The organism is Enterobacter cloacae complex sp. 6730903, from assembly GCF_048283985.1.
GTDB classification, from domain to species: domain Bacteria; phylum Pseudomonadota; class Gammaproteobacteria; order Enterobacterales; family Enterobacteriaceae; genus Enterobacter; species Enterobacter hormaechei_C.
The window spans coordinates 87,417-100,354 of sequence record NZ_JBLVXX010000013.1 but is presented as its reverse complement, the minus strand read 5'-3'; the positions used below and the strand labels follow the sequence as shown (position 1 = coordinate 100,354).

Below are 12,938 nucleotides of genomic sequence, written 5' to 3'. Positions count from 1 at the left end.
TTTGACAATCTGCGGTACCGTCTGGCCCTGGAAGATACGCAGGTTACGGTCGCGCTTCATCGGCCACAGGTCCGGCTCCACCGTCAGCTGGTACACCGCGTAGCGGGTGCCCGTCAGCTCCACGGCGCTCACCGCCACGCGCGTCACCTTGCCGTTGATATAGCGGGGGGTGAGCAGGTTCTGCGTGGGGATGGTCACCGTGACCGGCTGGCCCAGCAGCCTGCTGCGGTCAATGCGCGCGTCCGTACCAAGCAGGGTCAGCGTGAGCGCGAACGACTCGGACATCGCCTCGCGGCCGGAGAGTTTCCAGAAAAGCAGCCCCTCAACCGGGAGCTGGACGGTGATTCGGTTGAGCATAATCTTTATTCCACTATGGACTCATCTCAGTGTTCATTGAGATATTTTTTATTAAATATCGTGCTTATTTAAGCCATAAACCTGAAAACATAAGGACGCTACCCAGGGAAACTACGCTTTTAGCAACGATAAGTAAGCCAGGCGCAATGACGCGTGTTATAGACGATATTGCTCCATAATTTTTCGCATTGTATTTTTTGTGCCTCCCTATAATCCCGGAAAAGATCGTGCAGAGCAGCACAACGGTAACTTTTAGTCCCCATACGCACAGCAAAGACATGGAAAAGATAATCGAATAGTGTTTCGCCGTTGCGACGGAGAATAATGACATTGACAGAGCTAACCATTTCAACGTAAAACCAATAACAACCGTAGCCACCAGCACCAGAACAAACATCAACCCGGCCAGGAACCATTGTTTTTTATTGAACAAGTCTTTTCCATTCCATATAAGCGTCTGTGTCCAAATCATAAAGAGAATAAAGAAAAGCCAATGCATCATAACGTACCACATTTATACATGTTGTATCTCCAAGCATTGTCGTATCGTCATCTCACTTCACATCACACTTCTTTTCCAAACCAAACACCATAAAACATCAAAATACAGCTTAACGAAGCGAGAGATTTTGATACCAAGCGTAATATTTGGCCCGAACTGTTGATTGATTATACCAATGACACCATTAGTTCAACCCAGCTTAATATAATTTTTTATCCACAAACCATGGTAACCACATCTTCTCTCCTGAAAGAATCCGTATTTTAAAATGTTTGACACGAAGGGATGTTTTTAGCTAACAAAACATTAGGTACAGACAAAGAAAGAGGCACGGTACAATACCCGTGCCCGATGACTAATATAATTATAAAAAATTATCCTCTGGAGCTCTATCGAACAGTTCACCAGCCATTTTGGCGATACGTTCGTGCTGTACGAGTTTGCTTTTCCACTCCTGCGGAATACCGGAATAACCATATAATGCTCCAGCGATTTGTCCCGCTGTCGCCGCAACGCTGTCAGCATCATCGGCAAGATTGGCGGCCAGCAGAATCGCATCCCGGAAGTTATCAGTATTCCATACGGACCACATCGCGGCCTCAAGCGTATCGATAACATAACCACTTGAACGAATCTGATCGCGAGTTTTTTGCTTATATTCACCCACGTTGATAATCATTACACGTGGCTGTAGCGGCATGACGTGAGGAGAAAAAACAAAATCCTTATTGCTACCGTTAATCATATGCACAAGTAAATAACTTAAATACTGTGTGCTATTTATTGCTTCAGCGGCTCCGTGCGTTGCTATACTTTGTTTTTTAGCCTCATAAAACGCTTTACTTAATGACTTTCTAAAAAAAATAGAGACAGGTGCTTGTCTGATAATGGAAGCATTACCTGCAGTTTCTGGCGCAGTATTACCGCTCCACCCAGGACCAACAGTTAAATATTGCTCTAAAGCAAACCGAGTTGTATTGCCTATATCAAAACAGACGCCATTTGAACTATTATAACCATGCTGATACCATTCCAGAAGTTTATTTCTGAAGCATATTGTATCAGCATCACCTTTCTCAAGAAGCGTTTCCGCAAGACATAATGCCATGGATGTATCATCCGTCCATTCACCTGCGCGGAGGCGAAATGGTCCACCACCTGTCATATCACTGACATGTGCTTTGTCACGAGGTAAAAATTCGAGCGTCGTACCAACAGCATCTCCAACAGCAAGACCTATAAGCGCACCGATAGCACGATCCCGTGATTCCGCGAGTGAGATGTTACATTGTGGTGTTAAGTCCCATTGTTCTTGTACATTACTATTCGAGGATGATACTAAGGGCTTATTTTCATAAGTATACTGCATCCTTCGCTGAACCAAAGGGCTGCTAACGGGTAAGTATTGTCGATATTTGTCCACATACTTTAGTAACGTATTTAAATCACTGTGCAGATCGATCATTATAATTCCTTATATGTAAGCGCGGTTTTACCACCAGCATCAACACGCTCAACAACTTCAAATTTGGTACCTGGTTTGAAAAGCACTTCAGTTTCAGTTCCTTTATATTCAGAAAGAAAATCAATAGGCTTACCCGTTTTACCATTTATCGTAATGGTGGTATCTCCTGAAAAAGGAACTTTCTGATCGGTGCTCATAAATGCTGGATCAGAAACAATACTACCCACCTGATTTTCCATTAGTACGTTTTCAGGTAACGTCGCGCCTCGATATGTTAACCCCTCATAGGAAGGAAGCTTATCAAGAGCGCTAGTAGCGTGATCCGCAAAAGCTTGAATTTCTGGTGTAAGTTCAGTCTGGCCTCTTAGCGCATTGTTAACCATCGGATAGCCTTCATTCGTAGTATAACCGTAAAGAGCCCCTACCTCATCATCGGTTAGCAGCGAGGAGAGTCGTTTATCCCCTTGTTCAGCAAGTTGTCTTCCCTTCGTTACCCATGTATTCGCCAGGTCTTTACCTACAGCCTCGGATAAACTCATCTTCGGTTTATTTAAAGCTGTAGCGCCTAATGGACTTGCTTCGACAGGTCTAACTGCCGGTATTTTACCAGCCCGCCACGCATCAAACCGTGCCCCGCCTTTAATGCCAGCCCCGCCGCCGATAACAGAGCCGATCAGCATCCCCCATTTCTGACCGTCGCTACCTTCGCCAAACAGCATTCCCCCCGCATAGCTACCAACACTGCCACCGCCCATCGCACCGAGGGTACTCAGAAGTGCGATTGCCGGACTGGCCAGCACCGCCATCGCTCCTGCACCAACGGCGAGCATCGTCCAGTTTACCCATTCAGGGATTTCAGGACTTATTTCATCGGTCTGAACTTTGCTTCCACCAATAATAACATTACGCGATCCCTGACTAATCTCGGCGCTGCAAGTCAACTTATCGCCAATGCGGGAGGCGGGAAAGTTGTTGATGTAAACTTTTATCGATCCTTCCGCAACCCGTTGCAGGCTACCGCTGTGCTCATCACACTCTCCGGCTGACAGATGCGCGCGGATAGCCTTTCGGCTGTTGATAAAGACATTGGGTGAACCTTCTTTCAGCGTACCTGTCGTGTGGCGTGGAGCCCATGACATACTGCCGAGGAGCTCACCCAACCCACCCGCAGCACATGCCCCAGCCGCAACGGCAGAAACAGCAACCAGCGCGGTCCCTCCGGTCACGACAACGGCAGCTGCGCCCAGAATTGCCCCACCAACCAATCCTGCGATCATCCAGCCTTTTGAGGCTGTATGAGCAATCTCATCATCTACGCGTGCGGCCAGACATTCTGACATAACTATTCGGCTCGCTGTGCCATCAGATACCCACGTATCCGATCGGGTGTATTAAGTTGGTCAGAGCCAGCGACCTGACGGCAAACGGAAAGCTGTGAAAGCAAGTGATGTGACTCGTCTGCGAAAGTCGTCCACAGCGCGTAACGAAGGGGTTGGCTGCCCGGAACGGGTGCAATACTGAGCGGTTTACCCTGTTTTTCAAAAAGCAAATACTGCCCCTCTTTCGCCCGCTGAAGCGAAAGATGTCCATAAAGTTCCTGCATGTTTTCAAAAACACTAAGTACCTTACTCTCAACATCAAGCGCAAAAAATGGCCCCAGGCTGTCGGCAGCGAGCATTTCTTTAGTTTCGGTCAGAGCTGGTTTGTGGAATTTAATACTGCGAATAATTTCCCGGTATTGATTATGATAATAATCGCTAAATTCGCCCGGACATGTGCCAATATAACACACCAGCTTTTGTCCGCCAGGATGGTCACCGAGCAAAATCACCGTCTGCTTCTGAAAGATGGCTGAGTTATCATTTTTAAATTGATAAAAAAGCTCTACCGCCGGGTGACCATCAACAGAAGTCATCTGAGAGGATTCAAGACGAAAATCGGGCACCGTGATTTCCAGCTCTCGTACCAGGCGAGTTGCCGCATCATGAACTTTATCTTCATGTTTAGCACTCGCACGAGAAACAACAAAAGTAAACTCGCTTGCTCCATTATCACTCAGGGTAAATAAATTCATTGTTCTGTCTTTAAATACATCGGGTAAGGCGAGAGTTGCTTCCTGAAGAATATATTCGGCCATTCTGATCACTCTTACTTATTGGCATTAATTACAAAAAAACCATCTACTTCCTGCTGGATTTCACCCTGAAGGGATGCGCCAGGCGGAACGATGACGTTTCGTCCATCATCAGGGTTCAGGTGCAACTCGCCGGAAAGTGTATTAATTTGTGCAGTCTGTTTTGCAGTAAAGTTAAAGTTATTACCAATGATATGAACGCTACCGTCTTTGGATAGCTCAAGGGCACTCTCACCACATTCCAGTCTCAGTGTATTCCCTGCGGAAAGTATAAAGTTGTTAACGACTTTATCGGTTCGACTCTTACCCGTCAGGCATATCACATCGCCTTTAATCCCTGATTTCTGGTTTTTCGCTACCCGTAACGTTTCATCTTCACCAACAAACTGGGTACGATTTTTTTCAGTAGAATGCGACTCGTCGTTTTTGACGTTAATATCCAGATTCCGCTCGGCCTGGATCCACACCTGCTCTGCGCCCGCCTTGTCCTCAAAGCGCAGGGCGTTGGCATTGTCCACGGAACCGTCTTTTGTCCGGCTCATAAAGCCCATCTGCGTCGCGGCAGCCGGCAGCGCCCACGGCGGCATGCTGGCTTCGTTATACACGCGACCGGTGATAATTGGACGGTCCGGGTCGCCGTTGATAAAGTCCACCACCACCTCATCGCCGACGCGCGGGATTTGCACCCCGCCGTAGCCCTGGCCCGCCCAGGCGCTCGACACGCGCACCCAGCAGGAGCTGGTGTCATCGCCCTTCGCCAGACGGTCCCAGTGGAACTTCACCTTCACGCGGCCATATTTGTCCGTCCAGATACTCTCCCCCTGCGGTCCCACGACTTTCGCCGTCTGCGGGCCGTAGGTGCGCGGCCACGCCGTGCTCTGCGCCGGACGGTAGGACACCGACGCCGGGATAACGGTGAAATCGGTGCGGTGAATGGTTTTCCCCTCACCGCTCGCGTAGCGGTTCTCCTCGAAGTGGTAACCCGCCGCCGTCACCAGATACTCGCCGTTGTCACTGAAGAACGGCGCGTTGGTCAGGGTAAAGATGTGGCCCGGCGCAATGCCCGCCGCCGTGGCCGTCGCCTGAATCTGCTGATGCTCCACCTGCCAGCGCTCCTGACGGATGCGGGCGTAGAACTCCGCATGGCCTGTCTCCACAAAGCGACCCGGCCAGTCGTACACGTCGATGCTGCCCGGTTTCGGGGACGCCGGGTTCTGCTGCGCCTGGAAAAGCCACGCGTTCGGCTTGCGGAAGTCATAGTCGTCGAGGCTGTAAATCCCCGGCGTGACGCTGTCCTCCAGTGCCCACTGGCTGATGCCCTCTTCATCCGTACTGCCGCCGGACGGCGTCTGGTGGTAAGGAATGACCTCGTAGCCGCTGAACGGCTGGTGCTGGGTAGCGGCGTCGGTCAGTACCAGGGTATGCTTGTCGGCCTCGTGGCTGAAGTAGTACGCAATCCCCTCCAGCTCCATCAGGCGGCTGATGAAGTCCAGGCTCGATTCCTGATACTGCACGCAGTAGTCCCACACCCGGTAGCTGCCGGTAAGTTTGTCTTCGAGGTTAACCTGATGCTCACCCAGCAGAGTTTTGACAATCTGCGGTACCGTCTGGCCCTGGAAGATACGCAGGTTACGGTCGCGCTTCATCGGCCACAGGTCCGGCTCCACCGTCAGCTGGTACACCGCATAGCGGGTGCCCGTCAGCTCCACGGCGCTCACCGCCACGCGGGTAATCTTGCCGTTAACATAGCGGGAGGTCAGCAGATTCTGCGTCGGGATGGTCACCGTGACCGGCTGGCCGAGCAGCCTGCTGCGGTCGATGCGCGCGTCTGTGCCGAGCACGGTCAGCGTCAGCGCGAACGACTCGGACATCGCCTCGCGGCCGGAGAGTTTCCAGAACAGCAGCCCCTCAACCGGGAGCTGGACGGTAATTCGGTTGAGCATAATCTTTATTCCGTAATGGTTTATGCTGGGAACGTTTATGAACGTAAAGCTAATTTCGACGAGGTGGATTTGGATTGATGCAATGCTGGGTTGATTTGTCTGGAGGTACGAACTTTCGTTTTTATAAATCCAAAGAGTGCAGGCTTATGGAAGCTCCGGAAAAAACCTTATCTCTGACTTTCATGGCCGTTAAGCAATCACTTAACGGGCGCAGGTGGCCATTCGCCCCCTTTCTGGATAAGTTTCTCTTTTATTTCGTTTAACTTCTCGTATTGCTCACTGCCTCGATCCAGTCCACTCAGCGCGTCCGCAAGCGCATTACTCATTGACCAGCCATTTTTAGCCTTAACTGACGGGTCCGCTCCACGATCGAGCAGTAACAAGACATGATCGTAAGCCTGGTTATCCAGCGCATCAAACACCAGCGTTTTACCCAGTGAATTGGTTGCATTGACGTCAGCTCCGCTATCGAGCATGGCTTCCAGCGTCTCTGTATTTTTCGCTTTTAGCGACTGGAAGATAATGGGTTCGTGGAAGACCTTATCTTTCACATTGGGCGAAAGACCACCGTCCAGCATAGCGTTGATCCAGTCTGCGCTGTCCCCCTTCAGGGCAAATTCGGCAGGGCTGCTTTTTCCCTGCGGTCGAGGCTGGAGCGGATCTGCGCCGGCCTTAACAAGCAACGTAATCACCTTTAAATGGGACGATGTTTTTTTATCATTAATCGCGTTGCCGATGGCCCAAAAAAGCAGGGTCATATCCTGCTTTCCCGGTTTATTAAGATCGCTGTCTGGTGCAAGCGTCTTCACCGCGTCGACATCGCCTTCTTCAATCGCTTTCGCCAGTTCAAGCTGCTGACCGCTGAAGTAGTCCTGTGGATTAAGGTCCATATCCTGCTTACACCCCTGAATCATGAATAAAAAACATAACGCGACAAAAGCCATCAACCGTTTTTTCACAATCGACTCCCGATTATCGAAATATCCTCGTCCTTCTGTTGCTCTATGCAATCAATCGCCTGATTAATCCCGTGGCGGTCCAGCGCGCTTCCGGTTCCACCGGGAAGATCGTGGGGTATTCCGGCAGCATTAGGGCTCAGCGCAGAGATTTCCTCTTTGAGGATCCACGAAGGGACATGCCCTTTCATCGTTTTCAGATCCTCCCAGGGGTTAACTTCCTGAATCTTCGTCAGCAGCTCACCTTCAACCCGATAAGCCTGGATATTATCCGTACTGCCTAATATCTTGCCGCCGTATTTTTCTACGGTTCCGGCATTCAGGCCGGCGGCGTTGAACGTCCACCCCGCTTTCCCGCTGCCCATGGAGGTTGCAGAGGCGAGGCCACCACCAAGGGAATGACCGGCAATATCAATATTCTGGCCTGACCTTGCCAGCTCCTTACCAATACTCACGGCCTTTTTATAATAATCTGAAGCCATACCCATGCCCTGTGAGAAGTTATTCGACCAGTCAGCCCCGTTTACCACCGGCGCCAGCTCCCCTTTAGTCAGTAAAGAGGAGACATTATCAGACAGAGAGGCGAAACCAGGCTCGCGCGATCCCCTGAATACCAGTGTGGGGTTCATATCTGTACCAAACACTTCCGGCTTCGGTTGATAGACGCGCGCCAGAAAATTGGGGGACGTATCATCGTCAAAGAGCATTGATTTGTTCAGCCCGAACTTTCCTAATAGCGCATCGTCATTACTGATATCCGTCCACCCCTCCGGCACGCCCGGTGTGGTTTCCAGCGGGTTCACGGTCTTATAAATATTTTCCGCAAGCTTCGCTTTTTCCACCGCGATATTATTCGCCGCCAGACGCTTAGCGGCGATCTGGGCATCCGGATAAAGGCTATTGCTTCCCTTCGCAATCAGATCTTTACGCGCCTGCCAGCGCTCTGCTTTGGTCATCTTCTGAAGCTGCCCGGCATAGGTTTTACCATCCTTGCCCGGAGTAGGTTCATCCGGCACCTGTGCCGTTTTAGATTTCACCACCTGTTTTGGCAGTACCGTTGGCGCAGGGCGAGATCCGTACGTTCTCACCATGGTTTCGTAGCGGTCGACAATCGTACTCACCGGATACCAGCCCAGGCCGACCAGCGAGGCAGCCTGGAGTTGCCCTTTGGCATTGATATAAAAAATTTCCGTTACTGATGACCAGTCACGAAAACTTTCGTCAATGGCAACCACTCTGCCCATCTCTAAATCCTGCGCGATCAGCGTGCGGGTATCGCGCCCGGACTGATAAGGATTCGCACCGGTGATCGTGCGCAGCAGATCGTAGCGCGTGAAGAGCGAGCGCAGCGAATGGTCGGGAACCGACATAATCCACTGTCCGGCAACGGACGGGCGGATTATTTTCGCAAACAGCGCTGGCGAGACGTTCTCGTGGAACAGATAGACAAACTTGATGTTATACATTCGCTCCGTCCTGTTACCCGCAGGCTTACGGATTCACCAGCCAGGTGCCTGGCTTCGCAATATCCAGCGTCTGGGTACGCGTTCTTCCATTGCCTTCCAGTTCAATGCGGGTCTCGCCCGCGGGCAATTTCAGCGACGCGTAACCGTTATTCCCCGGACGCAGCGCTTTAGACTCGCCGTTCACCTTCAGCGTCTCGCCATCAAGCATGCGGATATAGACCAGCGCGACCGGGCTGGCGTCGACAGGCGGCACACTCTGCTGCGCCGTAGCCGGTGGTGCGACCGGCTCGCTCGCGTCAGCCGTGGCCGGTCTGGTTTCCGCCTGGGCGGAGGTCTCAGCCGGAGGGCTCACGGCAGGCGTTTGCGCCGTCTGCGCTGGCGTTTCCTGACTGCCGCCGCCGAACAGCATCGCACCGGCAACCACCCCAACCAGCACGCCCGCGGCCACCAGCCCCGGAAGCTTGTAACGTCGCCAGTCCAGCGCGGAAGCAGATGTCTCCTCTTCCACCGGCACCAGCATCGTGCCGGTCTTCTTCGCGGTCAGCACCTCGTCGATACCGGCGACGGGCATCTCGATCAGCGCCGCAAACTCCTCAATGGATTGCGGACGGTCTTCCATATGCAGCGCCAGCGCCTTGTCGATGGCCTGTAACAGCGGAATGGAATAGCCCTGAGGCATCAGCTCCACCAGCGGTTTGCAGGTATCCTGAATCGAACGCACCACGCTGACCGGCGGCGGAGAGCCGACGATGAGGGTGCGCAATACGGCGCCGAGCGCGTAGATATCCGTCCACGGTCCCTGCTCGCTTTCATTGTCGTCGGTATACTGCTCGATAGGCGCAAACCCCGGACGCAGCATGGTTTCCGTCTCATCCGAGAGATTACCGATGGTGCGGCGCGCCGATCCGAAATCGAGCAGCACCGGCAGGCCGTTATCCTGAATCTGAATGTTATCCAGCGAGATGTCGCGGTGCAGATACCCCTCGTCGTGGATCGTTTTGATGGCGCCGAAGAGCATTGGCAGCATGCGGCGGATCCACGCCTCGTTAATCAGCTCCGGTTTTTCTTCGCGCAGACGCGACAGCGTGGTACCGCTGTAAAACAGCGTCCCCATATAGGCCGTGTCGTTTTGCACCCAGAAACGCAGGACGTGCAGCAGGTTCGGGTGGTTAAAGCGCGCCAGCAGGCGGGCTTCCTGGATGAAGCTGTTCAGACCGGCAGAAAACGCTTTGCCGAAGCGCTCGCTGCGCAGCACCAGCGTCATATCCTCGCCGCGCACGGCGAGGGAGGAAGGCATAAATTCTTTGATAGCGATAGTGCGTTCGAGCTGGTGATCCCAGGCGCGATAGACGATGCCGAATCCGCCGCCGCCAATCACCTCTTTTATCTCAAACTCATTGAAACGGTACCCGACCGGGAGCGCGTTTGGGACAGTCCGATTGTTATCATTATCCGTCATCTTTTACAGTTCTCTTGATGATTATTACGCGGCAAACTGACAGTGGAACTCGCCCTGCTCGCAGGTGACATGCAGACGTCGGTACTGCTCGTCGCTGCGGCTGGCGGTAAGTAAAATCTGGCTCATCTGAGGCAGCAACGTATTGGTCAGAATCGCATCCACCATACGCCCGCCCGACTCAACCTCGGTACAGCGCTGAACAATCTGTTCGACCACGCTGTCGTCAAATTCAGAAATAATGTTGTGATTCTCTTCCAGACGACGCTGAATGCGCCTGAGCTGAAGACGCACAATCTGCCCCAGCATCTCGTCGCTCAGCGGGTAATACGGCACCACCAGCAGGCGGCCCAGCAGCGCTGGCGGGAACACCTCCAGCAGCGGCTGACGCAGGGCGCCGCTTAACGCGTCAGGCTCCGGCATCAGTTCCGGGTCGGCGCACATGGCTGCGATCAGGTCGGTGCCGACGTTAGAGGTAAGAATAATAATGGTGTTACGGAAATCAATGTGACGCCCTTCGCCGTCCTCCATCCAGCCCTTGTCGAAGACCTGGAAGAAGATCTCGTGCACGTCCGGGTGCGCTTTTTCAATTTCATCCAGCAGCACCACGCTGTAGGGACGGCGGCGCACGGCCTCGGTTAAGACGCCGCCTTCACCATAGCCCACATAGCCCGGAGGCGCACCTTTTAACGTCGAAACGGTGTGCGCTTCCTGGAATTCACTCATGTTGATGGTAATGACGTTCTGCTCGCCGCCGTAAAGCGACTCCGCCAGCGCCAGCGCGGTTTCGGTTTTACCCACGCCGGATGGCCCGCAGAGCATGAATACGCCGACCGGTTTGTTCGGATCGTCAAGCTTCGCCCGCGAGGTTTTTACCCGACGGGCAATCAGATCCAGACCATGACGCTGGCCAATAACCCGCTGGTTCAGCGTGTCGGCCAGGTTCAGCACCGCGTCGATCTCATTTTTCACCATCCGGCCCAGCGGGATGCCGGTCCAGTCTGAGACCACCGCTGCCACCACGTTCTCATCCACCGCGGCAAACAGCAGCGGTTCGTCACCCTGTAAGGTCTTCAGCGCCTGCTGCTGTTCTGCCAGCTGGCCGCGCAGGTCAGCCGTATCCTCATCTCCCGCCGCAAACAGCGCGGCACGCAGACGGATAATCTCCTGCACCCGCGTGCGCTCTTCTTCCCAGCGACGGGCCAGGGCTTCGCGTTGGGTTTCGAACGCGTCACGCTCTGCGGTTAAGGTCGCTACACGCGCCGGATCGCCCGCCCCCACGCGCGCTTCGCGTTCAGCAATCTCCAGCTCCACGTCCAGGGCCGCCAGGTGACGCAGACAGTCTTCCAGCTGGGCAGGCGGCGCGCTCTGGCTGACGGCCACGCGCGCGCAGGCGGTGTCCAGCAGCGCCACCGCTTTATCCGGCAGCTGACGCGCAGGAATATAGCGATGCGACAGTTTCACCGCCGCGCTGACCGCTTCGTCGAGGAGTAAAACCTGATGATGGGTTTCCAGCGGCGACACGGTGCTGCGCAGCATCAGCACGGCTTTGGCTTCGTCCGGCTCGTGAACCTGTACGGTCTGGAAACGGCGGGTCAGCGCCGGATCTTTCTCAATGTATTTTTTGTATTCCGCCCAGGTGGTCGCGCCGATGGTGCGCAGTTGCCCGCGCGCCAGGGCAGGTTTGAGCAGGTTAGCGGCATCGCCGGTGCCCTGCTGACCGCCAGCGCCAATCAGGGTGTGGATCTCATCGATAAACAGAATAATTGGCGTGGCGCTGGACTGCACCTCGTTAATCAGCGCCTGGAGGCGCGCCTCAAATTCCCCTTTCATGCCCGCTCCGGCCTGAAGCATGCCGATATCCAGCAGCCACAGCTGAACGTTTTGCAGCGGCTCCGGCACGTCGCCGTCAGCGATACGCAGCGCCAGCCCTTCCACCACCGCCGTTTTCCCGACGCCGGCTTCCCCGGTCAGCAGAGGGTTGTTCTGGCGACGACGCATCAGAATATCGACCATCTGGCGGATCTCTTCATCGCGCCCCACCACCGGGTCAATTTTGCCTTCCCGGGCGCGCGCCGTCAGATCCTGACCATACTGCGCCAGCGTGCCCTGCGCAGCCGGTACTGCCCCGGCAGGCGCGTCCGCAGCGGCGGCGGCCTGCTGGCTCTCTTTGCTGCTGGCGCAAATGGCGTCGAACTGCTCGATCAGCACCTCGACGTTAAGACGGGTGAACTGCGCCGAAATGCTTTTCAGCACGTTAGCCAGATTCCACGTTTTCAGTATGCCGATCAGCAAATGGCCGCCGCGGATGCGGCTGACGCCAAACTTCAGCGAGCCGTAAACCCAGGCGCGCTCGACGGCGCTGTCGATATGCTCGGAAAGATCAGACACGGAACTCGCGCCACGCGGCAGGGCATCCAGCGCCGCCACGATATCGCGCGTCAGCTGCTGTTCATCAAGGGCGAAGTGACGGATGACCTGTTGCAGATCGCCATCCTGCTGCTGCATCAGCTGATGCAGCCAGTGCACCAGCTCAACGTACGGGTTGCCGCGCAGCTTACAGAAGGCAGTCGCGCTTTCCAGAGAGGTAAATAACAGCGTATCCAGTTTGCCGAAAAGCACGGCACGGCTAATTTCTGACATGTTAGTTTCCATTAAC

10 protein-coding genes are annotated in these 12,938 nt (G+C 53.9%); all 10 read right to left on the bottom strand.

The annotated features are described in order from the left end of the window. Positions 1-357, bottom strand: a 357-nt coding sequence (locus ACNQ0W_RS09495; protein ID WP_417933191.1) for a contractile injection system protein, VgrG/Pvc8 family, incomplete at its 3' end; no start/stop codon positions are given. A 64-nt stretch (positions 358-421) separates the two neighbouring features. Beyond that, a complete protein-coding gene (locus ACNQ0W_RS09490) occupies positions 422-859 on the bottom strand; it encodes a hypothetical protein (protein WP_237764199.1) in 438 nt (145 codons plus the stop codon). 364 nt (positions 860-1,223) lie between these two features. After that, positions 1,224-2,324 carry an ADP-ribosylarginine hydrolase Tri1 gene (tri1, locus tag ACNQ0W_RS09485; RefSeq protein WP_062933514.1) on the bottom strand — a complete coding sequence of 367 codons (1,101 nt, stop codon included), beginning with the start codon at positions 2,322-2,324 and terminating at the stop codon, positions 1,224-1,226. Continuing rightward, the gene (locus ACNQ0W_RS09480) at positions 2,324-3,664 is read right to left on the bottom strand and encodes a PAAR domain-containing protein (RefSeq protein WP_062933513.1); all 1,341 of its coding nucleotides are present in this window, start codon (positions 3,662-3,664) and stop codon (positions 2,324-2,326) included. The genes tri1 and ACNQ0W_RS09480 overlap by 1 nt, the downstream gene beginning before the upstream one ends. A gap of 2 nt (positions 3,665-3,666) precedes the next feature. Next, complete coding sequence (locus ACNQ0W_RS09475) at positions 3,667-4,461, bottom strand: DcrB-related protein (RefSeq protein WP_417933190.1); 795 nt, start codon at positions 4,459-4,461, stop codon at positions 3,667-3,669. A gap of 11 nt (positions 4,462-4,472) precedes the next feature. Beyond that, positions 4,473-6,401, bottom strand: coding sequence for a type VI secretion system Vgr family protein (locus tag ACNQ0W_RS09470; protein ID WP_417933189.1), 1,929 nt, complete (start codon positions 6,399-6,401; stop codon positions 4,473-4,475). Between the two features lie 197 nt (positions 6,402-6,598). Continuing rightward, positions 6,599-7,345 carry an ankyrin repeat domain-containing protein gene (locus ACNQ0W_RS09465; protein WP_062933523.1) on the bottom strand — a complete coding sequence of 249 codons (747 nt, stop codon included), beginning with the start codon at positions 7,343-7,345 and terminating at the stop codon, positions 6,599-6,601. A gap of 11 nt (positions 7,346-7,356) precedes the next feature. Further along, complete coding sequence (locus ACNQ0W_RS09460; RefSeq protein WP_045907250.1) at positions 7,357-8,823, bottom strand: hypothetical protein; 1,467 nt, start codon at positions 8,821-8,823, stop codon at positions 7,357-7,359. Between the two features lie 25 nt (positions 8,824-8,848). Continuing rightward, positions 8,849-10,282 carry a serine/threonine protein kinase gene (locus ACNQ0W_RS09455; RefSeq protein WP_062933510.1) on the bottom strand — a complete coding sequence of 478 codons (1,434 nt, stop codon included), beginning with the start codon at positions 10,280-10,282 and terminating at the stop codon, positions 8,849-8,851. Between the two features lie 24 nt (positions 10,283-10,306). Beyond that, a complete protein-coding gene (gene tssH / locus ACNQ0W_RS09450) occupies positions 10,307-12,922 on the bottom strand; it encodes a type VI secretion system ATPase TssH (protein ID WP_116329849.1) in 2,616 nt (871 codons plus the stop codon). Positions 12,923-12,938: the final 16 nt, after the last annotated feature.